The sequence below is a fragment of the Pseudomonas sp. PDM17 genome (assembly GCF_014851985.1).
Lineage (GTDB): Bacteria > Pseudomonadota > Gammaproteobacteria > Pseudomonadales > Pseudomonadaceae > Pseudomonas.
On sequence record NZ_JACVAT010000006.1, the window covers coordinates 497,156 to 517,813 of the forward strand.

The window sequence follows — 20,658 nt, forward strand, 5'->3', positions numbered from 1 at the left end:
GCTGCCTTTATCACCGCAAGCCGTGAGGCATGTCTGACTGCAACCTTCGCAGACCAGGACTACGACGTCGGTGCGGTTGCGCACTTAAGGTAAGGGCCGTTTGATGCTCGGCTCTGGTGACCTCCATCGTAACCGGCAGTTGCACGATCAACGACGCGGCTTGCGCCGAACCACCGGCGTTTCATTCACCCTGGTCCGGCGATTGACCTGCGGCACGGAGTGTGTCGTCATGGACAGCTGACGCCATGCCCTCTTGCAGAGAATCACCGCATGCCGCCATTGGCGCCGTAGACCCGCCGCCACACTGCGCTTTCTGTAGTCATCCATCGATGGCGCATCACTGCTCATGAACAGCTCCGGCGCGGCTGGGCTTCGTGCCCTTCTCCGGTCGATGGGTGGGCTTTCCAGCAGAATCGACCTCCAGCGATTGCTGGAGTATCGCTTCCGCTCTGGTCTTCGGATTGACGTCGTTATCTGAGCCCGGCAGACGCGGCGCTTCGTTGCGCCTGCCGGGCGGATGAGTCTTCCCCTTGGGATCAGCGGCCCCGCCATGGGGGCCTTGCTTGCCTGTCTGGTTCATGGTCGCCTCGCCGCGCTTGCCACTCCTGCACCATGCAGAGTGTGGAGGGAGCGACAATGACAACCTTTCACCAGGTTGTCGGTGCGGTAGCCCACTTGCGCTGGTCATCCAATAACGGGCACCGGTACGTGCGGTAACAGACGGACCGACGCCTTGGCTTCGCGGATGCTGGAAACTGGTTCGAAAGGTCGCATGCCAGGAGAGCAACCATGACCCGCTACTGCCATCAGGTCTCAGGTGTGTTCAACCGACGATCACAGGCCGATTGCGCAAAACAGGACCTGTTGGGGTTGGGCATTCGTCTGGACCGAGTGCGCATATTCGACAACCAGGAACTGGTGCCCTCCGGGCGCCTGCGCGCGAAGCGGCGCCCCTTCAGGCAGGTCATCAAGGGCGTTGCCGTCGGGACGCTGTTCGGCCTGCTGGTCAGTGCGCTGTTCGCATTCGCCATGACGAACGCCGGAGCAGGTCTCTTCGGCGGCTCGCCGCTATTCGAATTGCTGGGCTGGGGTGCTGTCGTGGGAGGGCTGGTGGGCGCGGCAATCGGCGCGTCGGCGAACGTCAGCCAGGACGACCATCCCTTCGGGTACACCCTCTTGCCAGGAAATGTCGTTCTGCTTGCCGAGACCCGCTCGGCGCGCGAAACCCTGCGCGCCTTCGACATCATCGAAAGAGCACCCGGAGTCGGTGCGCACATGGACATCAGCCTGGTCTGAGTTGGCACATGACGACGCAGCGGCCGACTCCGGGCAGCGGACGGACAACAGCGTCAGGATGGCCGTCGTCCCTGGAGCATACGCATCACCACTATTGCTACTGCCGCGATCAACAGAACATGAATGAAGCCGCCCAGGGTGTAGGCGGTGAACATCCCGAGCGCCCAGAGGATGAGCAAGCAAACAACAACGGTTTCCAGCATGATGATTTCTCCTACTGCGGCTTGCGGCACTCGATGACCTGATTCGCCAGCCAGGCCGGATAGCCGTCCGTGCGCCATCGCACGTTCGGTGGGGACTACTCCTCCGAGGGATCGACCGGAGACTGGTGCGGAGCCTGTGATGGTGCTTCGGCCGGGTTAACCGATGGAGGCAGCGTCGGCTGTTTCTTGTCGCGATCTCGAAATGAATATCGCTCGGCGGGAGAGCCATATTCACCGCCCGGCAGTGTGGGCCTGACACCACCACCGGCTGGCGATGGGCTGTCCGGAACTGTTCCCGGTTGTCTTTTCATGGCGACCTCTGGTGAGCCGATCACTGCTGGTCGCCAGGACGTACCGAAACACCAGGCCAGCTCGCTGTCGACGGAATGCAACCATGGCAGGTCGCAACTCCTGGCGTCGGTGCGCAAGCGCGCTTAGCCCCTCACAAAGACCGGCAGTGCTCGCGGGGACCTTCCCAGCGGATTGCTCCAGTGGTCTAGCGCACAGACAGACGAACGCCTAAGACGCAATCTTCAAATGAGCGTTGCACTTGAATGCAGGAGGACACTATGAACCCCATCACCCTCTTCATTGTCATGGTTCTGACAGCCATGGGGGCCGTCCTCATCTACTTTGGCCACACGGTTGTGGGCATCGTTGTGCTGGTGTGCGCACTGGTCGTCTCGCTGTCCCTCAAGATGGCCAATACCTGGCAGAAATTCGTCGTGTTGCGCGCAGGCAACCTGCAAGGCGTGTGCGGGCCCGGACTGTTCATGATCATTCCGGTCCTGGACAGCGTCGTCGCTGTGATCGACGAGCGAATCCAGACCACGGCGTTCAATGCCGAGCAGGCACTGACCCGCGATACAGTGCCGGTGAACGTCGACGCCATCATCTTCTGGCACGTGCACGACGCCCGCAAAGCGGCACTGGCGATCACCGACTACCGGCAGGCCATCGACCGGGTAGCACAGACCTCTCTGCGGGAAGTGATCGGCTCGTCGATGCTGGCCGCGCTGCTATCCGATCGACGCAGCTCCGATCAGCAGTTGTGCCGCGAGATTGGTGAAAAGACTCAGGAATGGGGTGTCACCGTCGGCTCGGTGGAGATCCGCGACGTGGCCATCCCGGTAGCATTGCAGGACGCCATGTCACGCCAGGCGCAGGCCGAACGCGAGAAGCAGGCGCGAATCATCCTAGGCTCCGCAGAAGCGGAAATCGCCGGACGTTTCGTGGAAGCGGCCACTATCTATGCCGGTCAGCCTACTGCCTTGCAGTTGCGCGCAATGAACATCATCTACGAGACCACCAAGGAGCGCGGAACCACCATCCTCATTCCCAGCGCCATGATCGACAGCATGAATCCGACCGTTGCCGTCGCCACAGCCGTGGCCACCCAGGCCGGTGCGACTGATGTCGGCGACGAACCTTCGTATAAGAGTCCGCGAGTCAATGCTGCAATAAGGGGAAAGGTGTAAACCTTATTCAGGACGGGGCATTGGAAAAAAAACCCCGCATTTGCGGGGCTTTTTATTTGCGCAGATTACATTGCTTGCACTTGATCAGCCTGAGGACCTTTGGGCCCGTTGGTCACGTAAAAGCTGACCTGCTGACCGTCATCAAGCGTTTTGTATCCGCTGCTTTCGATCGCGCGAAAGTGAACAAAAACATCTGCGCCGTTTTCGGGGGTTATGAAACCGAAACCTTTCTCAGCGTTGAACCATTTAACGATACCAGTTTGACGAGTAGTCATGATGAATCTCCAAATAATGATCATGCCATGCGATATGCGAGACATGACTGGATGCGAAGTGAAGAGGGGCCGCAAAGATGGAGAATCCAGAAGACAAAACATCAATCGGTGCCGCTAAACCGAGCAGGCAGGAGACTCACCATACAGGTTCTGCAAGGAATAGATAGGCAATTTAAAAAATATGCAGATATCTGGCAGACGGTCGGGGATGAGCACGAGATATGCGTATAGTGAATGCTAGTCACCAACCTGGTGGCTCATCGCCTGAGGTGACATGATGTCTTATTCAATGTTAGAAACTGCGCGTTCGGATCTGGAGAAGAAAATCGCAGCGTTCCTTTCCAAAGGCGGAGAAATCCAAGAAATTCCCGCCGGTAGGCATGGCCGTAAGGAGCCATACAAACGGAGCGAGTGGACGATTGGCAAGGCGAAAAATTCAGCCGCCTGATGTTTTTGAAAAAAACCGCATCGGAAGATGCGGCTTTTACCGTGTGACCGCTACTCCTCAAACCATTCGGCATCACCAGATCCCAGCCGGTTTGCAAGTCCTCGACCTGCACCGCCAAGCCCGCACATCGCTCTTGGTCTTCGCCTCCCTCGCAATCAATTCCGCCAATCCATTCGCGATCAGGTCAGCATTGCTAACCAGCACATCGAGATGGCTTTTAGCCGCCAAGGCTGTTTCGGTGGAACCGCGTTGCTCGATCCAGATTGCCAACTCCTCTGCTGCTGCACCGATGGCGTTGATATTCTCATTGAGGCGATAAAGCAGCGCCGAGACAGTAGTATCGGTCATGCCGGTCTCCTAAGTGAAAGCTCTCTTAGGGCGGGAACTAAAAGCCCGCGGGGACCTGCGGGCAGGGAAGACAGCTTGCGACTGTATGCCCCTAAGCGGAGCTATTGGTAGGTTGCGTCAGCAATCTGGCGAGCTGAATACCGGCTCGCCGTGGCGATTGATGCGCGTGATCTTTGCCAGAGCTTTTTCTGCTGCGGCAAACGCTTGGGACATCACACCAAAGCAGGACAACCCATAGACCAAGTGAAAACTCGGCGTCGAGCCCTCATACTGGTCCTGCACTGCGATAAAGGCTAATGCGTGGTCGCCATTCATCTTGGCTAGGCTCCACGTGTCGTAACCGGGGAATGCACGTTCGTTCATGGGAGCCTCACAATTTCAGGGGATAACCCACTATCCTCCTGATACCGCTGAATAGCTCTCAATGGTTCGGTTATTCGACCAAGGGTCGAGAACGCGACAGACACTGATCTCCCTACCCTTCACTGACCGCACTGACTGCCGATAACTGCTCGGCAGATCCATCGGCGTTGTCACGCGCACGCGAGCTGTTCGCTCAGTGTTGAGGCGCTAGAGCCTCTTCTACAGTGGTCATGAGCGCCGTGAAATCAAATGGCTTGTCGAGAAATCTATGCGTTGGGAAGTCTCTGCTCCAAGAGCCGCCGGGATGTCTGGGGATCTTTCTGCAATTTGACGCGCGAGTTCTACGCCGTCGATTTCTCCAGGCATTGAGATGTCAGTAAGCAAGAGGGCTAGTTGGCCAGGATTAGTATTGATCCAGTCGAGCCCGTCATCGGCATTTCCAAGAACGATCGCGGGGATTCCATAGTCTTCCATCGCTAGACCCAGAACTCTCGCCAGAGTCGAATCATCATCGAGGACGAGCACGTATGTGACGTTTTTCGTGAGCGGGCCTCTGAGCGTTTCCATGCCTAAACTCCTCTGTGTGCAGCGGTAGAAGGCACAGTCTCGCGTACGTTCACCTTATCCGCGTTACTCGTCACTTTGCCGACGTGTGGTGGAAATAGTTAGGGTTTCCACCATCAGCCGCTTACCGTCTTGGAGCGATTGACGCCCATCTAAGATGGCGGTCTCTCATCCGAGCCTAGGGGCTCAGAAGATGACGCCTGAGATGTCTAAGTGAAGGAGCAAGTAACTCGTGGGTAGATCAGCCAAATCAGATGTGGTGGACTTGATGGAGGAACTGGTGAAGTTCACCCTGCTGCTGCGCGATCGCCAGGACTTCCTGGTGGATCGTTATTCGGAGCGCAAGGAGAGCGCCGAGCAGCTTTCCGCCCGCGTGACTCAGCGCTCGATCTGAGGTCGCCATGCCCATCGAAATCAGACAAGTACGCCCTGAAGACGCGCCGGCAATCCAACTCATCTACTCCCCCATAGTGGCGAATACGGCAATCTCCTTCGAGGAGATACCGCCGACAATCGAGAAGATGCGGCAGCGCATCGTCACGACGCTGCAGAACTACCCGTACCTTGTTGCAGAGCGCGCTGGGCGCCTGGTTGGCTACGCCTACGCCAGCCAGCACAGGGCGCGCGCCGCATGCCGATGGACAGTAGATGTGACCGTCTACATAGCAGAGGGTGAGCAGCGTCGTGCTGAAGTGGGTCGCAGTCTCAACGCAGCGCGGCTTCCCATTCTTGCCAAGCAGGGATTCAACGCTGCCTATGCCGGCATCGCGCTGCCCAACGCCGGAAGCGTTGGCCGGCATGAATGGCTGGGATTCCGGCACATCGGCACCCTCCCGCAGGTCGGTTTCAAGCTGGGCCAGTGGCACGACGTGGGCTATTGGCGACTGGAACTCGGTACGCCGAGCAACTCGCCCAGCGATCCCTGTCGATACCCGGAAATCACCCGCTGAGCGGCAGCAATGGGTCGGTAGCTGCCTCTAGCTTTTCCTGCTAGAGGCCCGAGCCGACTAAACGCGCCTGCTTCTCTCGTGAAGCCTCTCAGCTCATGACAAGCTGGGCTCCGCAGCGTGTCGATGCCGTCATCACACGCAGCGCGCCAAGCCGTAACCGCGGCATATCGGCATGATGGGCCAGTCATGCATCAATCTTTCGCCCCTGCCGCTCTGTCGGCTCGGGCAGAAGGGGCACGTTGCTCCCTCGTCACCGTGTCTTGAACACGCCGCTCAGCACAAAGGCATAGCGCTCGGGGCGGATGAAAAAGGTCGAGCGGTCGCAGCAGCTGTCGTCGTCGAACCAGGACGTCCGCTCCATCACCAGCAGCGCCGTCCCCCGCTTCACGCCAAGATGGCCAGCCAGCGCTTTGTCCGCTTCCCGCGCCCGGATGGCCATGTCCGCACGCATCACCGCGCGCCCGGTCACGCGCTCGAGCACCGAGTACAGCGGCACCTCGGCCATCTCCTCCCAGTCCACTGCACGCAGTTCATCGGTCAAATAGCTGCAGGCGTAGGCGATGGGCTCCTGATCGACCAGGTGCAGGCGCTCGACCTTCACGCAGTGACCGTCGAACAGGCCGGCGACATCCTCGGGCACCGCGCAATGCGCATGTCCCAGCATGTGCATCGTCGGGTGCAGCCCCTGGAGCAGCAGCGATTCGTGGAAGCTGCGCAAGGCATCCAGGTTATGCCTCACCTGCTGCGCCGCCACGAAGGTGCCCTTGCCCTGCTTGCGCTCGACGATGCCCTCCTCCTCCAGCTTGCCGAGCGCCAGTCGGATGGTGACGCGGCTGACGTCGAAGCGCGCCATCAGCTCCGCCTCGGATGGCAGCTTGCCGTCGGCGCCGTAGTCGCCCCGCTGAATTTCCTGCAGCAGCTGCTGGACGATCTGTTCGTAGAGAGACGTGGTACTTGCTCGCTGGAGAGTCACGTGGTTACCGATCCGCTGGAATGAAGCCGAGCGCTGGCGCTTCGCTTCTAAGGTTATGACCATTCAGTCTTGGGATAACTTGTATTAATACGTATTATGCCAGGCATCCTCCATTCTAGATGACTCGATGCCGCTTGCCATGCCCCACCCCGAACTTTACCTGCCGCCCGATGCGCTCAGCGTGCAGGACGTCGAATTCGCCTACCCGAACGGGCACGCCGTTTTCAGTGGGTTGAACCTGCGCGCGCGGCCTGGCGAGTTCGTTGCCATCCTCGGTCCTTCGGGATGCGGCAAGACCACCCTGCTCAACCTGCTTTCCGGCTTCCAGAAACCCGGTGCCGGCCAGGTGCTGGTGCACGGCGAGGCAACCCGCCCGGAACTGCCGCGCCTGGGCTACGTGTTCCAGAGCCCGCAACTCTTCCCCTGGCTGAGCGCGCTGGAGAACGTGCGCTTCGGCCTCAGGCTCGCCGGCCAGGGCGATGCCGCGCAGCAGCGCCAGCGCGCGCTCCGGTACCTGTGCCTGGTGGGCCTGGAGCATGCCGCGCAGCAGCTTCCCCGCCAGTTGTCCGGCGGCATGCAGCAACGCGTTTCCCTCGCCCGCGCCCTGGTGCTGGAGCCCGAGGTGCTGCTGATGGACGAGCCATTCGCCGCGCTCGATGCCATCAGCCGCGCCGCGATGAACGAAGAGACCCTGCGGCTCTGGGCCGCCCTGGGGCAGACGGTGCTGTTCATCACCCACGACATCGACGAAGCGGTGTTCCTGGCAGACCGCGTGGTGGTGATGAACATCGCGCCGGGGGGCATCCACAGCGAGCTGGCCATCGACCTGCCGCGTCCCCGCAGCAATCTGGAAACCCGGCGACTGCCGGCCTTCCTCGACTACCGCAATGAGCTGATGGCCCGCATTGGCGAGGTCATGGCCGCCTCGCCGCTAAGCATCGACATCCCCCACTGACAACGAGTCCCGCATGATCAAGAAACTGCTTCTGCCCATCGCCCTGGCAGCGACCTCCTGGATCGCCTGTGCCCATGCCGCCGAACCGCTGCGAATCGGCTACGTCTTCGCCATGGCCAACGCGCCGGTGCTGATCGCCGACAAGCTCGGCTACTACCGCGACGAAGGACTCGATGTCGACATCAAGGCACTGGGCGACGGCCCGGTGATCCAGCAGGCCCTGGCAGCCCACGAACTCGACGTCGCCTACGTCGGTGCGCCGCCGGTTTACCAGTGGTATGCCCGCGGGCTCAAGAGCGTGATCCTGGCCAAGGTGAACTACGGCCAGGCGGCCGTGCTGGCGGGTATCCACAGTCCGATCCAGGACCTGGCCGGCCTCAAGGGGCACAAGCTGGCCGGGGTGAAGAAAGGCAGCGGCATGGATGTGCTGCTGCGCGGCTACGTGCTGGGCGAGCGCGCCGGCTTGAACCCGGACACCGATCTGGACATCGTCGACATGCCACCGGGCAACATGAACGCGGCGCTGGATCGCGGCATCGTCGATGCGGCGTTTTCCTGGGAGCCCTTCGTCAGCCAGGCGCTGCTGCGCGGCTCGGCGCGGTTGCTGCTCGACGTCAACCAGGCCCTGCCGCAGTACCCCTGGTACGTCGTCATCGGCCTGCCGGAAACCCTGCGTGATCGCCCTGACGACGTGGTGAAGCTGCTCCGCGCCCACCGCCGCGCCATTGCCTACCTGAACGAGCACCCGCAGGAGTCCGACGCGATCATCGCCGACGCCTTCCGCCTGGAGTCGGTGCAACGCCCCGACGGCAGCCAGGCCGATGGCCGCGCCATCGTCGCGCAAGCGCGCAAACGCCTGGGCTGGTCGGCCGACCTGAACGCTGCCGACCTGGCCTTCATCGAGCGCCTGATGGGCTATTCCAACGCGCTGAAATTCATGAACACCACTGTGCCGCTCAAGGACCTGGTGGACACCTCCTTCCTGCAGAAAGCCTCCCGCTGAGCCGCCCATGAGATTACCAAGGCCCGATTGGGGCTGGGCCTCACTGCCCTTTCTGCTGCTGGTCTGGATCGCCCTGGCCAGCCGCTTCCCCAGCTACGTGCTGCCACAACCCTGGGTGGTCGGCGCCGAAGCGCTGCGCTGGATCGCCGACGGCTCGCTCTGGAAGCAGTTCCGCGCCAGCGCCCTGGAGGAGTTGGCCGGGTTCGGCAGCGCGGTGATAGTCGCGGTCGTCGTCGGCACCGCCGCCGGCCTGTCGCGGCGCTTGCGTGAGTTCGTCGCGCCGCTCAACAGCCTGTTCATGGCGATCCCGCCGATCGCCTGGGCGCCGCTGATTCTGATCATCTTCGGCCTCGGGTTCTTCTCGATCATGCTGGTGATCTTCATCGCGGCGGTGTTCCCGATGATCGTCACCCTGCAGGAGGGCGTGCTGGGCATCCGCGACGGTGAAGTCCGCGCCGCCAGGACGCTGGGCGCCACGCGCGCACAACTGCTCGTGCACATCTACCTGCCGGCCTCTCTGCCCTTCCTCACTGCAGCCCTGCGCATCGGTTTCAGCCAGGGCTGGCGAGCCCTGGTGGCCGCCGAAATGATCGGCGCCTCGCAAGGCATCGGCTGGATGGTTTCCATGGGCGGGCAGATCGGCAACAGCAGCCAGGTGCTGCTGGGCATCGCTGTCATCGGCCTGCTCGCCTGGTTGATGGAGAGCCTGGTGTTCCGTCGCCTGGAGCGCTACTACCAATCCTGGCGGGCCGCCTGAGGCGCCCGCACTCCTGAACATCCTTCGCAACGAGGTATCCGCGTGAGCCAGACCTTCGATCCCCGCGACGCCGGTGACTACATCGCCCCGAGCGGACTCTACGAGCGCAACAAGGCGCACCCCTTCCTCGGCAGCATCCGCTGCAATCGGCGCATGCTGGTGGCCGGCCAGTGGGACGAGATCACCTTCGTCTACGAGGTGGGGGCCAGCGGCCTGGCCGATGGCGCGTGGCTCAAGCTGGCGTTCAAGTTCTATTCGGACTGGGCCCTCTTCCAGACCTCCGACCCGCGCGCCGCCAACTACGTCAGCGCCGAATACCAGGCCGGTGACCTGGTGCCGGGCCAAAGCCCGGCGACGGTGCAACACCTGAAGGTGCGCTTCGACCAGAAGGGCCACGAGCGCCCCTTCCAGAAGGCCATCCTGATCGACATCGTGGACGGCTACCTCAACCCCGGCGACCGCATCGTCATCCGCCTCGGCGATCGCCGCCAGGGCGGTGCCGGTACGCGGGTGCAGAGCTTCGTCGAGAAGGACTTCCGGCTGCGCCTGTTCATCGATCCGCTGGGCAGTTCGAAGTTCGCCGAGGTGCCCGGAGACCTGCTGCTGGACATCGTGCCCGGCGCTGCGGAACGCTTGCAGGTCATCGCGCCGCGCCTGGTGGGCGAAGGCCAGCCGTTCGACCTGCTGGTGCGGGCCGACGATGCGTGGGGCAACACCTGCCGCTTCACGCCGTTGGGCGGGGAAATCACCCTGGCCGGCCCGGCCGGACAGGTCCTCCGCCTGCCGTTCACCCTCGCCAGCGAAGGCTGGGCCATCCTGCGCGTACCCGCGGTCGAGCTGCCGGCCCAGGGCGAATGGTCGATCAACGCAACCACCACGCAGCCGGGGGTGTTGCCCGCCACGGCGTTCGTCAATGTCGACGCGGCGACTTCTGCCTTGCGCCCGCTTTACGCCGACCTGCACGTGCACTCCGATGACACCGTGGGCACCAACGACACGCTGTACAACCTGAGCTACGGCCGCGATGTCGCCGGCCTCGATGTGCTCGGCTACACCGCCAACGACTTCAACATCACCGAACAGCGCTGGGATGCGGCAGTCGCCCTGATCCACCAGCTCAATGAACCGGGTCGCTTCGTCTGCTATCCGGGCACCGAGTGGTGCGGCAACTCCTGTGCGGGCGGCGACCGCAACGTCGTCTTCCTGCACGACCGCAAACCGGAGTTTCCCTTCGACGCCCAGGGCCGCCTGGTGCGCTCCTTCGAGTGGAACGAATTCACCGCCGGCACCATCAAGCCCGGCGCCTGGCCCGTGGACGAACTTTACGCCGCCTACGCCCATGATCCCGAAGGGCACCTGATGATGCCCCACGTGGGCGGCCGTCGCTGCAACCTCGACTGGCACCATCCGCAGCTGGAACGGCTGGTAGAGGTCGGTTCGGCGTGGGGGCAATTCCACTGGGTCTACGCCGAGGCGCTGCAGCGCGGCTACCGTGTCGGCGCTGCCGCCAACAGCGACGAGCATCAAGGCCGCTGTGGCGGCGGCGTACCGGCGACCGCGGTGTTCGGCTCGCGCGGCGGGCTCACCGGGGTAATCGCCGAGAGCTTCGACCGCGCCGGCGTGGGCCGCGCACTGCGCGCCCGGCACACCTTCGCCACCACCGGCGAGCGCAGCGTCGCGCTGCTGCGCCTGGGCCAGCACCTGATGGGCGATGTGGTGACGGCCAGCGGCGAGACCGCGCTGGATTATCGCCTGCTGGGCGACGCCGGCTGGGAGCACGTCGAGCTGTTCCGCGGCGAGCAGAGCCTGTGGTCGCGCAACCTGCATGCCGAGGCCGGCCTGTCGCCACGCCGCATCCGCCTGCGCCTGGGCGGCGCCCGGATCAAGGATCGCTACCGTGGCGCCTACTGGAACGCCGAGATCAGCATCACCGGCGCGACCCTCACTGCGTTCCGCTTCCTCGGCGCCGACCATCCCGAACAGGTGGCATGGCGCAAGGACGCCACCACCCTGGCACTCAGAACCGACACCAACGGCGATACCGACAGCCTGGAAATCGACATCTCCCAGCTGAAGGGCGCGACCATCCGCGTGCACTGCCGGATCGATGGCTATGTGAAGGTCGGCGACCCGCTGGAGCCGCATCCGCATCCCCACGCCCCCACGGTGGCGCTGGAGCTCTCGGGCGATGAACTGCTCGCCGCCGGGGCCATCGTCAAGCATCTGCCGGGAGCGGAACTGCAGGTGGCGCTGGAACAGATCAGCGAAGCCGCCCTGCCCCGCGACGTGTCAGGCCGCATCGATCTGCGCGCGCTGGGCCTGGAGGAAGGCCGCGAGCACCCGCTGTTCATCAGCGCCCGCCAGCGCGATCAATCGCGCGTTTGGACCTCCGCGTTGTTCGTCACCCTCTGACCGCTCGGCCTGCTTGTCGGCCCTCCGCAAGCAGGCATTCCAAAGGCCATCGCGACGCCTGCGGTTGCGCTTCCTGCATCTGGAAAATGATTCGGCGGGGCCCGGAATTGGCCTTCGACACCTCGAAGAAAGTCGCCGGCAGCCCCTGAATATACCCCCATGAGCCATGCCGCAAAGGCACGAAAAGTATTCTCCGAAGGCAATGGCGTGCCGCTACGGCAATAGTCTTAATGGGCATTTGCCCAACCCCCTTCCTTCGCGAGCCGCCATGAGCAAACGCCCGAATTTTCTACTGATCGTTGCCGATGACCAGGGAGTTTCCGACCTGGGCGCCTTCGGCGGCGAAATCCATACGCCCCACCTCGACGTACGGCCTTCGCCGGCCTGCGCCTGACCTATGTCTTGTTAACGATTCGATTGGTCAGTTAGCTGAAGCGTTGAAACGGCACAAAACACCGCTGAATCTTTCTCAGATTTTTCGCTTATTTCTCACTTATTTCTTTTTCCCACTGAGGGCGGGGGCCATGCGATTCACCGTCGTAGCCGATCAAGAACGTCGACCGCTTGGGTAGCGCGACCTGACCGGCGCCTCTGACGAATTCATCCAGGCTGACGGTGGAAACGCATAGCGATGCTTGTCGCGGCTCGGTCCGGCCGCGGAATGGTGACGATCTGCGGCCACCAGGAATCCTGGGACCGATACTCCATCCTAAGCCCAGCCGCCCGGATGAGAATTGCTCGCATTCTGACGGCGCCCTCCAAAATACTGCCGATAGACAAGCATCGCGGGCGCGGGGCTCTCCAGACTTCTGCCTTCTCCCTCCATTTGCCGGGACGTCATGCCCGAGCGCCCTCCTTCCCGAACTGACCCTTTTCTGCAGCTCGCAGGGTCACGTACTCAGCGGTAAGCCCTCAACACTTAATTCCCTAGATAGGGAATAACAGATATACCGTTTTGAGCTTAAAACTCATAAAATCGACACTTTTTGCGAAATAAATCTCATAACATATTGAATCCAAAGGATTTGTATAAAAACCAAACAGAGAGGGATTTTGTGGGAAAAATTTGAAATTCCTTTTTCAGGGAAATAATCTTTATCTGGCGTCACGCGAAATTCGCTTGATTCCAGCAAATTCAATGCCTTTATGAATGGCGCGAATGCTTTAATTCCCTAAAAAAGGAAATAACATGAATAAGATCCCGCTCGCAGTGATCGGCGCTGGATTGATCGGCAAGACCCATATCGAGCGCGCACAGGCACTGGAAAATGTGGAATTGGTGGGGATTGCTGATCCTTCTGCCGCAGCCCAGGAGATGGCGAGCTCGCTTGGTGTGCCCTGGTTTGCGGATTACGTCGCGATGCTGGAAACAGTCAAGCCGCGCGGCGTGGTGGTGGCAACGCCCAACGTGACCCATGCGGACGTCGCCGTTGCCTGCCTTGAGCGCAAGGTGGCTGTACTCGTCGAGAAGCCGATCGCCGACACCCTGGAGAACGCCCGCCGAATCTGTGCAGCTGCCGCAGCGAATGGTGTGCCTGCTCTGGTCGGCCACCAGCGCCGATACAACCCGATCATGCGTCAGGCAAAATCGATCATTGATGCCGGCGTACTAGGCAAGCCGGTGAGTGTCACGGCCCTGTGCACCTGGCTAAAGCCTGACGAGTACTTCGAGACCTCCTGGCGTCGTCAGGTCGGTGGCGGTCCGGTGCTCATCAACCTGATCCATGACATTGACCTGCTGCGCTTCCTGTTCGGCGAGATCGAAAGCTTGCAGGCCATCACCTCGAACCGAATCCGTCATTTCGAAGTAGAAGATACGGCAGCCGTGATGCTGCGCTTCTGCAATGGAGCCTTGGGCACGGTGTCGGTTTCTGATACGACGGCCGCTCCGTGGAACTGGGATCTGTCGGCAGGCGAGGCCGAGCGCTTCCCGCGCCAGGATGACGTCAACTCGCACTTCTTCTCGGGCACGCAAGGTTCGCTGACCCTGCCTCGCCTGGAATTGTGGCGCTACCACGATCAGCCGGGATGGCATGACCAGATCACGGTCCAGCGCGCGGTACCCCACATCGGCTGTCCCTACGCCGAGCAGCTGCGACATTTCTGCGCGGTGATCGAGGGGCTTGAGCAGCCCATCTGCTCCGCGGAAGACGGCCTGCGCACCCTTGAGGCGACACTGGCGGTGCACGAGGCTGCGACCTCGGGTGCTGTCGTGCACCTGAGGAGCGACGCATCATGAGCCTCTCGCTGCAGCTCTGCGGGGGTGACGAATGACGCGCCTGATTGGCCTTGCGCCCCTTTCGCACCTGGAACTGTCGCCGGCTGAGATGGTGGAGTGCGCCTCCATCGCCGGCTTCGACTGTGTCGGCCTGCGACTGATCCCGGCGACTCCCGAGGAGCCGCAACGTGACAGCGTTGGGGATACCCCGCTGATTCGCGAAACGGCTCGTCGCCTGCGAGACACCGGAGTGCAGGTGTCGGATATCGAGCTGTTCCGCCTGCGACCTGATACCCGGCTCGAAGACTTCCGCCTCGCGCTTGAAACCGGCGCATTACTCGGCGCGCGTAACGCCGTGGTATCGGGCCAGGTCGCCGATTTCGCACAGATGACCGACCTGTTCGCGGGGTTCTGCGAGCTGGCGGGTAAATACGGCATTGCCGCCAACCTGGAGCCGACTCCCTGGGTTGATATCTGCAGCCTTTCGGCGGCGTCCCGCCTGATTGAGGCGGCAGGCTGCGCGAATGCCGGCATCCTCGTGGACCCGATTCACTTTGACCGGGCCGGCGAGCGGCTGGAGACGCTTACGGCTCTGCCGGCGCGGTACTTCCGGTTAATGCAGCTGTGTGACGCCCCGGCAAGGCGACCGACCGATTTCGACACGCTCCTGTATCAAGCCCGCTCCGAACGGTTGATGCCGGGCGATGGCGGTCTGGATCTGGTGGGTCTGCTGCGGGCGATGCCGCCGGGCATTCCTCTCAGCCTGGAGGTGCCAATGAGTAGCCTCGCCGCCGAGGTGCCTGCAGTGAAGCGTGCCCGGCGGATGTTGGAGAAAACTCAGGCCCTGCTTGCAAGCCTGTCGCAGGAAGCCCTCTTCGAAACGAGCCCTGCGCCCGCCGCTCATCACTGAGCGGAGGCGCCTCCGCTCAACTGCCGATAATTGCAGAGGAGGGTTCATCTACCGACGAACGAACCAAAACAGAGGTTGGCCGAATAGGGCTTGCTGGACCAAACAAAAACAAAACGCAATCCAGAGCGTGTGTTAACGCACACGTGCCGCGCTCCAGCCCTCGTCAGACGGTAGAGCGTGGTGATATCGGAGGTAGCATGAACACCCAATACAAGAAAACGCCGAGCAAGGCCGCATTCGCCGGCTGGATCGGCAGTGCGATGGAGTACTACGACTTTTTCATTTACGGGACTGCGGCAGCGCTGGTCTTTGGCAAGATCTTCTTCCCAACGTCCGACCCGGCCACTGGAATCCTGCTGGCACTGGCCACTTTTGGTGTTGGCTATGTCGCCAGGCCAATCGGTGCGCTGTTTCTCGGCCACCTCGGTGACAAGTACGGACGCAAGCGGGTGCTGGTGCTGACGCTACTGCTGATGGGCATTTCGACGTTCCTGGTGGGTTGCCTGCCTACTTACGACAGTATCGGGATTGCCGCGCCGATCATGCTGGTGATCCTGCGCCTATGTCAGGGTTTCTCGGCCTCGGGTGAGCAGGCAGGGGCAAACTCCATGACACTTGAGCACGCACCGGAAGGTCGGCGCGCTTTCTTCACCAGCTTTACGCTCAGCGGCACCCAGGCCGGATTGATCCTGGCCACTCTCGTGTTCCTGCCGATCTCCAGGCTGCCAGAAGAGCAGCTGCTGTCGTGGGGGTGGCGTATTCCCTTCTGGCTGAGTTTAATCGTTCTGGTCGTTGGCTATCTGATTCGCCGCAACATCGAGGAAACTCCGGTGTTTCAGGATGAGCGGGAGAACAAGCGAACCGCCAAGATTCCGCTGGTAGCCTTGCTGCGCGACTACAAGGCGGACGTACTCCGTGTGGCGATGGCAGCCATGGTTTCCACCGTGAGCACGCTGTTCGGTGTCTTTGCGCTGTCCTATGCCGTAAATATTGTCGGCATTGAGCGCAGCACCATGCTTTGGCTGACCATTGTCACCAACGTTGTGGCGCTTTTCGTCATCCCTCTGTGGGCACGACTGGCCGACCGAGTGGGTCGTCGTCCGGTGTACCTGTTTGGTGTGCTTGCCTCTGGTGCCCTGATGACCCCCTTCCTGTGGTCGCTCGGACAGAACAACCTGCCGCTGACCTTCATGCTGGGGATTCTGATGTCGGGCGTCTGCTTCAGTGCGGCGAACGGGATCTGGCCGGCCTTCTTCGGTGAAATGTTCAGCACCAAGGTGCGGCTGTCGGGCATGGCCATCGGCACGCAAGTCGGTTTCGCGCTTTCGGGGTTTGCCCCGATCATTGCCGCCGCCTTCATGAAGGGCAGCTCTCCCTGGCTACCGGCCGCGTGCCTCGCTCTTGTGGCTTGCACCATTGCTGCCGTGGCAACCTGGACTGCGCGGGAAACCTATAACGTCAAGATGGATGACCTGGGAAGAGATTCAGGTGCTGACCAGCAAGCTCCGCTTGCGAATTCGCTCAGGGCGTGTCTGAAGGTTGCTGACTGACCACTGCGATATGTAGGGAGGAGGCCAAGGAGTGGGTCTCCACCCGAGTTGCAAAGTTGAGGTATTCTGCGACGCTCCCCCAATCAGGAATACGACAGTATTTTCGGGCATGGCAGATTCAGATATCGAAGCAACCCAAGGGAAGCGCTCGCGCAATGCCAAGCGTACGCAGGAGACGATTCTCCAGGCCGCTCGCTCGGTTTTCGCTGTGCAGGGACTGGAAGGCGCTCGTCTTGAAGAGATCGCAGAGCGCGCCGGTGTCGATAAGCGCCTGATCTATTACTACTACGACAACAAGGAGGAGTTGTTTCTCTCCGTGCTGGAGAAGGAGTATCTGGACTTGCGTCGGGCCGAGCGAGAGCTCGATCTTGAAAGCCTGCCGCCCATGGATGCCATTCGTCGCCTGATCGAGTTCTCCTGGCGCTACTACAACGAGCACCCGGACTTCATGGCGTTGGTGAATAACGAGAACCTGCATCGCGCGCGCTATCTCTCGACATCCAGGCACCTGCCGGAGCTGGGCTCGTCACTGGTGGAAAGCCTGGGGCGGATTCTGGAGCGAGGTCGCGTCGACGGCACATTCCGTGGTGGCGTTGATCCCGTCCAACTCTATTTCACCCTGGTGGGCATGACCTATTTCTATCTCGCCAACCAATACACCCTTTCCACTATCCACGGTCGCGATCTGGTGACGCCCAAAGCTCTCAATGAGCGCCTGTCTCACGTGACCGAGGTGATACTGGGCTTCCTCGTGCGCTGACGATGCAGCGCTGTCCCTTCACGCTAAAAGCCGCTCAACGAGCGGCTTTTTTGTTTGGCTTGTCGGCTTTAAGAAGCGCCTTGGCGTAGGTGCTGCGGCGTCACGAACCAAGCGCGCAAATGCCTTCGCCCTTCAGCCCCTGCCCCACTCAGCCTCAAGCCCGCGTGGGCTTCAGCTCGCGTGCGTCTTTGGCGAGTAATCCTTCGGCTGCCTCGACGTAGGCTCAACGCGAAGAGCCTAAATTCCCATTTTTGTGAATTATTTTTATTATAAAAGACGGTTTGTATATTCTATTATGGAACATAAATTATCTAATTTATTGAAACATAAAGCATTTTTCTAAAATTGAATTTCCGTTGCAATTCAAAGCCTACGATTGAAATTCTATCGTTAGGGAAATAGCATTCACTCGAAAGGGCACAGCCTTCCTAATAGACCGGGATTTCTACCGCCTTTGAGATGGATTTGCATGTGGCAATTCCCCGATTAGGGAAAACCTCAATCCAGCTCAGCTGCATAGGACTGCTCAGGAGGTGATCCAGCCTGAGCAGCAAGCACATCGAATACCAGGGGCCTGCCTTGCGAGCAACCCCATCTGACTGGAGCGACCCATGTCCACCCTTCTCGTTCTGAATGGCCCAAACCTGAACATGCTCGGCAAGCGCCAGCCAGAGGTGTACGGACACGAATCATTGGCCGATGTCGAAGCGCTTTGTCGCCAAACCGCCAACCAATTCGACCTTGAAATCGAATTCCAACAGACCAACCACGAAGGCCAGATGATCGACTGGATTCACCAGGCGCGTGGCCGTGTGAATGGCATCGTCATCAATCCGGGCGCCTGGACTCACACATCGGTGGCTATCCATGACGCGCTGATTGCGGCCGAGGTGCCCGTCATCGAAGTCCATATCTCCAACGTGCATCGGCGCGAGACCTTCCGCCACCACTCCTATGTCTCGATTGTGGCCAAAGCCGTGCTGGCCGGATTCGGCACCCATGGCTATCAGCTGGCGATTCAACACTTCGCCTTTCTCGATACCCCTCGCACCAGTCAGTAGGCGCTGCCAGATAGCAGCTGGACGGCGGCGCATTGCCCCAGCCGGCGCTCTCTGCGCCTGGAGATCGTTCGTGATGAGCGGTCGTTGTTGCTCAGGCGCCCCGAAATGCACAGGAGCTAGACGGCCAGTTCGGACAGGCCTCAGGGGTGCTCCCGCAACAAATGGAGCAGCTCGTGAACCGCAACTAACAATCAGAAAGGATCTGAAGCATGCAGCGTTCCATTGCTACCGTCTCCCTGAGCGGCACCCTGCCGGAAAAACTTGAGGCCATCGCCGCCGCCGGTTTCGACGGCGTCGAGATATTCGAAAACGACCTCCTGTACTACGCGGGCAGCCCCCGCGAAATCCGCCAGATGTGCGCTGACTTGGGGCTAGCCATCACGCTGTTCCAGCCGTTCCGCGATTTCGAAGGCTGCCGCCGCGATCGCCTGCAGAAGAACCTCGACCGCGCCGAGCGCAAGTTCGACCTGATGCAGGAACTCGGCACCGATCTGGTGCTGGTCTGCAGCAACGTTCAGCCCGATTCGTTGCCGGACGAGGAGATCCTGGTCGACGACTTGCGCCTGCTGGCCGAGCGCGCCGACGCACGCGGCCTGCGTATCGGCTACGAGGCCCTGGCCTGGGGCCGTCATGTGAACACCTGGCAGCAGGTCTGGAAACTGGTGTGCCAAGCCGACCATCCGTCCCTGGGCGTGCTACTGGACAGCTTCCACACCCTGTCGCTCAAGGGCGACCACAGCGCTATCGCCGGGATTCCCGGCGACAAGATCTTCTTCGTGCAGCTGGCCGACGCGCCGCTGCTGGACATGGACGTGCTGGAATGGAGCCGGCATTTCCGCTGCTTCCCCGGGCAGGGTGAGTTCGACCTGGCGGGCTTCCTCGCCCCCATCATCCGCAGCGGCTACAACGGACCGCTCTCGCTGGAAATCTTCAACGACGGTTTCCGTGCCGCGCCGCCGCGTGCCACGGCCGCTGACGGTCTGCGTTCCCTGCTTTACCTCGAAGAGAAGACCCGCAGGCTGCTGGCCAATGATCCGGTGGCGCCGGCCGACCTCGACATCCTCTTCGCGCCGCCACCCGCCAGCCGCTACGACGGCGTGGAGTTCCTCGAGTTCGCGGTGGACGAGAACCAGGGGGCCAAACTTTCGGGCTGGCTGGAACGCTTGGGGTTCGCCCGAGCAGGCAAACACCGCTCCAAGGACGCGAGCCTGCTGCGCCAGGGCGACATCAATATCGTGCTGAACGCCGAACCCTATTCCTTCGCCCATGGCTACTTCGAGGCCCACGGCCCGTCGCTCTGCGCCACCGCGTTGCGCGTGAAGGACAGCGCCAGTGCCCTGGAGCGCGCTCGCGAGTTCAAGGGACAGCCGTTCCGCGGCCTGGTAGGCCCGAACGAGCGCGAGATTCCCGCCGTACGCGCGCCGGACGGGAGCCTGATCTACCTGGTGGAGCAGTCCCCGGCCGGCCAGTCCATCTACGACAGCGACTTCGTCCTCGACGCAGGCGCCGTGCAAACCGGCCAGCTAGAGCGCATCGACCACATGGCCTTGGCACTGCCGGCCGATGGCCTGGACAGCTGGGCGCTGTTCTACAAGAGCGTGCTGGACTTCGTAGCCGACGACGAGGTGGTGCTACCGGACCCGTATGGCCTGGTGAAGAGCCGCGCCCTCCGCAGTCGCTGCAGCAGCATCCGCCTGCCGCTGAACATTTCGGAGAACCGCAACACGGCCATCTCCCACGCGCTGTCCAGCTATCGCGGTTCCGGCGTGCACCACATCGCCTTCTCCTGCGAGGACATCTTCGCCGAGGTGAACCGCACCAAGGAGGCTGGCGTGCCGCTGCTGCATATCCCGATGAACTACTACGACGACCTGGCCGCACGCTTCGACTTCGACGACGAGTTCCTCAGCGAGCTGGCCTATTACAACGTGCTCTACGACCGCGACGCTCAGGGAGGCGAGCTGTTCCACGTATACACAGAGCCGTTCGGGGGGCGCTTCTTCTTTGAAATCTTGCAACGCAAGAACGGCTACGCCGGCTACGGCGCTGCCAACGTTGCGGTGCGCCTGGCGGCCATGGCCAACGCCCGCACCGCGAGGTCATAGGGCCTACAACCCCACCACTAAACCAGCGA

The 20,658-nt window shown here is 61.5% G+C and carries 21 protein-coding genes and 2 pseudogenes; 16 read left to right on the plus strand and 7 right to left on the minus strand.

Annotation, left to right across the window (positions count from 1 at the left end):
• Window positions 1–337: 337 nt before the first annotated feature.
• Entirely contained in the window at window positions 338–580 is a 243-nt protein-coding gene (locus IB256_RS23440) for a hypothetical protein (RefSeq protein ID WP_192290376.1), read from the minus strand.
• A 209-nt stretch (window positions 581–789) separates the two neighbouring features.
• On the opposite strand from IB256_RS23440, the gene IB256_RS23445 reads away from it, so the two are divergent.
• Entirely contained in the window at window positions 790–1,296 is a 507-nt protein-coding gene (locus tag IB256_RS23445) for a hypothetical protein (protein ID WP_192290377.1), read from the plus strand.
• A 53-nt stretch (window positions 1,297–1,349) separates the two neighbouring features.
• Here IB256_RS23445 and IB256_RS23450 read toward each other — a convergent pair whose 3' ends face one another.
• The gene (locus IB256_RS23450; RefSeq protein WP_192209985.1) at window positions 1,350–1,499 is read right to left on the minus strand and encodes a lmo0937 family membrane protein; all 150 of its coding nucleotides are present in this window, start codon (window positions 1,497–1,499) and stop codon (window positions 1,350–1,352) included.
• A gap of 569 nt (window positions 1,500–2,068) precedes the next feature.
• Here IB256_RS23450 and IB256_RS23455 point away from each other — a divergent pair.
• Window positions 2,069–2,977, plus strand: coding sequence for a slipin family protein (locus IB256_RS23455; protein WP_192319023.1), 909 nt, complete (start codon window positions 2,069–2,071; stop codon window positions 2,975–2,977).
• Window positions 2,978–3,042: 65 nt separating this feature from the next.
• Here IB256_RS23455 and IB256_RS23460 read toward each other — a convergent pair whose 3' ends face one another.
• A complete protein-coding gene (locus tag IB256_RS23460; protein ID WP_192209983.1) occupies window positions 3,043–3,252 on the minus strand; it encodes a cold-shock protein in 210 nt (69 codons plus the stop codon).
• 289 nt (window positions 3,253–3,541) lie between these two features.
• Here IB256_RS23460 and IB256_RS31060 point away from each other — a divergent pair, with 289 nt between their 5' ends.
• Window positions 3,542–3,700, plus strand: coding sequence for a hypothetical protein (locus tag IB256_RS31060; protein WP_401086891.1), 159 nt, complete (start codon window positions 3,542–3,544; stop codon window positions 3,698–3,700).
• A gap of 72 nt (window positions 3,701–3,772) precedes the next feature.
• Here the strand turns inward: IB256_RS31060 and IB256_RS23465 are convergent, their stop codons facing one another.
• The 3 genes from IB256_RS23465 to IB256_RS23475 form a co-directional block, all read right to left on the minus strand.
• Complete coding sequence (locus IB256_RS23465; protein ID WP_192209982.1) at window positions 3,773–4,048, minus strand: hypothetical protein; 276 nt, start codon at window positions 4,046–4,048, stop codon at window positions 3,773–3,775.
• A gap of 117 nt (window positions 4,049–4,165) precedes the next feature.
• Window positions 4,166–4,411, minus strand: coding sequence for a hypothetical protein (locus IB256_RS23470; protein ID WP_192209981.1), 246 nt, complete (start codon window positions 4,409–4,411; stop codon window positions 4,166–4,168).
• A 228-nt stretch (window positions 4,412–4,639) separates the two neighbouring features.
• Entirely contained in the window at window positions 4,640–4,978 is a 339-nt protein-coding gene (locus IB256_RS23475) for a response regulator (RefSeq protein WP_192290379.1), read from the minus strand.
• A 253-nt stretch (window positions 4,979–5,231) separates the two neighbouring features.
• Between IB256_RS23475 and IB256_RS23480 the strand changes: the two are divergent.
• Together IB256_RS23480 and IB256_RS23485 are read left to right on the plus strand one after the other, a co-directional pair.
• A pseudogene (locus IB256_RS23480) lies at window positions 5,232–5,369 on the plus strand (arsenical resistance protein ArsH); the annotation flags it as partial.
• Between the two features lie 7 nt (window positions 5,370–5,376).
• Entirely contained in the window at window positions 5,377–5,925 is a 549-nt protein-coding gene (locus IB256_RS23485; RefSeq protein WP_192404249.1) for an arsinothricin resistance N-acetyltransferase ArsN1 family B, read from the plus strand.
• Window positions 5,926–6,175: 250 nt separating this feature from the next.
• On the opposite strand, the gene IB256_RS23490 is transcribed toward IB256_RS23485, so the two are convergent.
• Complete coding sequence (locus tag IB256_RS23490) at window positions 6,176–6,898, minus strand: GntR family transcriptional regulator (RefSeq protein ID WP_318653573.1); 723 nt, start codon at window positions 6,896–6,898, stop codon at window positions 6,176–6,178.
• A gap of 139 nt (window positions 6,899–7,037) precedes the next feature.
• Here IB256_RS23490 and IB256_RS23495 point away from each other — a divergent pair, with 139 nt between their 5' ends.
• The 11 genes and pseudogenes from IB256_RS23495 (at window position 7,038) to quiC (ending at window position 20,629) form a co-directional block, all read left to right on the plus strand.
• Window positions 7,038–7,853: an ABC transporter ATP-binding protein gene (locus IB256_RS23495; protein WP_192404253.1), complete on the plus strand. Its 816-nt coding sequence runs from the start codon at window positions 7,038–7,040 to the stop codon at window positions 7,851–7,853.
• A 13-nt stretch (window positions 7,854–7,866) separates the two neighbouring features.
• Complete coding sequence (locus tag IB256_RS23500) at window positions 7,867–8,856, plus strand: ABC transporter substrate-binding protein (RefSeq protein WP_192404255.1); 990 nt, start codon at window positions 7,867–7,869, stop codon at window positions 8,854–8,856.
• 7 nt (window positions 8,857–8,863) lie between these two features.
• Window positions 8,864–9,613 (plus strand): ABC transporter permease, encoded by a 750-nt coding sequence (locus IB256_RS23505; RefSeq protein ID WP_192404257.1) that lies wholly within the window; start codon window positions 8,864–8,866, stop codon window positions 9,611–9,613.
• Between the two features lie 42 nt (window positions 9,614–9,655).
• Window positions 9,656–12,025 carry a hypothetical protein gene (locus IB256_RS23510; protein ID WP_192404259.1) on the plus strand — a complete coding sequence of 790 codons (2,370 nt, stop codon included), beginning with the start codon at window positions 9,656–9,658 and terminating at the stop codon, window positions 12,023–12,025.
• Window positions 12,026–12,293: 268 nt separating this feature from the next.
• A pseudogene (locus tag IB256_RS23515) lies at window positions 12,294–12,421 on the plus strand (hypothetical protein); the annotation flags it as partial.
• 793 nt (window positions 12,422–13,214) lie between these two features.
• Window positions 13,215–14,264 (plus strand): Gfo/Idh/MocA family protein, encoded by a 1,050-nt coding sequence (locus tag IB256_RS23520; protein WP_192404261.1) that lies wholly within the window; start codon window positions 13,215–13,217, stop codon window positions 14,262–14,264.
• 31 nt (window positions 14,265–14,295) lie between these two features.
• Window positions 14,296–15,153: a sugar phosphate isomerase/epimerase family protein gene (locus IB256_RS23525; protein ID WP_192404263.1), complete on the plus strand. Its 858-nt coding sequence runs from the start codon at window positions 14,296–14,298 to the stop codon at window positions 15,151–15,153.
• A gap of 197 nt (window positions 15,154–15,350) precedes the next feature.
• Entirely contained in the window at window positions 15,351–16,703 is a 1,353-nt protein-coding gene (locus IB256_RS23530) for an MFS transporter (RefSeq protein ID WP_192404265.1), read from the plus strand.
• Window positions 16,704–16,812: 109 nt separating this feature from the next.
• Window positions 16,813–17,463 carry a TetR/AcrR family transcriptional regulator gene (locus IB256_RS23535; protein ID WP_192404267.1) on the plus strand — a complete coding sequence of 217 codons (651 nt, stop codon included), beginning with the start codon at window positions 16,813–16,815 and terminating at the stop codon, window positions 17,461–17,463.
• A gap of 611 nt (window positions 17,464–18,074) precedes the next feature.
• Window positions 18,075–18,524: a type II 3-dehydroquinate dehydratase gene (aroQ, locus tag IB256_RS23540; RefSeq protein WP_192404269.1), complete on the plus strand. Its 450-nt coding sequence runs from the start codon at window positions 18,075–18,077 to the stop codon at window positions 18,522–18,524.
• A gap of 209 nt (window positions 18,525–18,733) precedes the next feature.
• A complete protein-coding gene (quiC, locus tag IB256_RS23545; RefSeq protein ID WP_192404271.1) occupies window positions 18,734–20,629 on the plus strand; it encodes a 3-dehydroshikimate dehydratase QuiC in 1,896 nt (631 codons plus the stop codon).
• Window positions 20,630–20,658 lie beyond the last annotated feature (29 nt).

Excerpts from the sequence above, each read along its gene's own strand:
- IB256_RS23465 (WP_192209982.1), bottom strand. The coding sequence starts at position 4,048 with ATGACCGATACTACTGTCTCGGCGCTGCTTTATCGCCTCAATGAGAAT.
- IB256_RS23475 (WP_192290379.1), bottom strand. The coding sequence starts at position 4,978 with ATGGAAACGCTCAGAGGCCCGCTCACGAAAAACGTCACATACGTGCTC.
- IB256_RS23495 (WP_192404253.1), top strand. The coding sequence starts at position 7,038 with ATGCCCCACCCCGAACTTTACCTGCCGCCCGATGCGCTCAGCGTGCAG.
- IB256_RS23535 (WP_192404267.1), top strand. The coding sequence starts at position 16,813 with ATGGCAGATTCAGATATCGAAGCAACCCAAGGGAAGCGCTCGCGCAAT.
- IB256_RS23445 (WP_192290377.1), top strand. The coding sequence starts at position 790 with ATGACCCGCTACTGCCATCAGGTCTCAGGTGTGTTCAACCGACGATCA.
- IB256_RS23525 (WP_192404263.1), top strand. The coding sequence starts at position 14,296 with ATGACGCGCCTGATTGGCCTTGCGCCCCTTTCGCACCTGGAACTGTCG.
- IB256_RS23450 (WP_192209985.1), bottom strand. The coding sequence starts at position 1,499 with ATGCTGGAAACCGTTGTTGTTTGCTTGCTCATCCTCTGGGCGCTCGGG.
- IB256_RS23440 (WP_192290376.1), bottom strand. The coding sequence starts at position 580 with ATGAACCAGACAGGCAAGCAAGGCCCCCATGGCGGGGCCGCTGATCCC.
- IB256_RS31060 (WP_401086891.1), top strand. The coding sequence starts at position 3,542 with ATGTTAGAAACTGCGCGTTCGGATCTGGAGAAGAAAATCGCAGCGTTC.
- IB256_RS23455 (WP_192319023.1), top strand. The coding sequence starts at position 2,069 with ATGAACCCCATCACCCTCTTCATTGTCATGGTTCTGACAGCCATGGGG.
- IB256_RS23485 (WP_192404249.1), top strand. The coding sequence starts at position 5,377 with ATGCCCATCGAAATCAGACAAGTACGCCCTGAAGACGCGCCGGCAATC.
- IB256_RS23505 (WP_192404257.1), top strand. The coding sequence starts at position 8,864 with ATGAGATTACCAAGGCCCGATTGGGGCTGGGCCTCACTGCCCTTTCTG.
- IB256_RS23470 (WP_192209981.1), bottom strand. The coding sequence starts at position 4,411 with ATGAACGAACGTGCATTCCCCGGTTACGACACGTGGAGCCTAGCCAAG.
- IB256_RS23530 (WP_192404265.1), top strand. The coding sequence starts at position 15,351 with ATGAACACCCAATACAAGAAAACGCCGAGCAAGGCCGCATTCGCCGGC.
- IB256_RS23520 (WP_192404261.1), top strand. The coding sequence starts at position 13,215 with ATGAATAAGATCCCGCTCGCAGTGATCGGCGCTGGATTGATCGGCAAG.
- IB256_RS23500 (WP_192404255.1), top strand. The coding sequence starts at position 7,867 with ATGATCAAGAAACTGCTTCTGCCCATCGCCCTGGCAGCGACCTCCTGG.
- IB256_RS23460 (WP_192209983.1), bottom strand. The coding sequence starts at position 3,252 with ATGACTACTCGTCAAACTGGTATCGTTAAATGGTTCAACGCTGAGAAA.
- quiC (WP_192404271.1), top strand. The coding sequence starts at position 18,734 with ATGCAGCGTTCCATTGCTACCGTCTCCCTGAGCGGCACCCTGCCGGAA.
- aroQ (WP_192404269.1), top strand. The coding sequence starts at position 18,075 with ATGTCCACCCTTCTCGTTCTGAATGGCCCAAACCTGAACATGCTCGGC.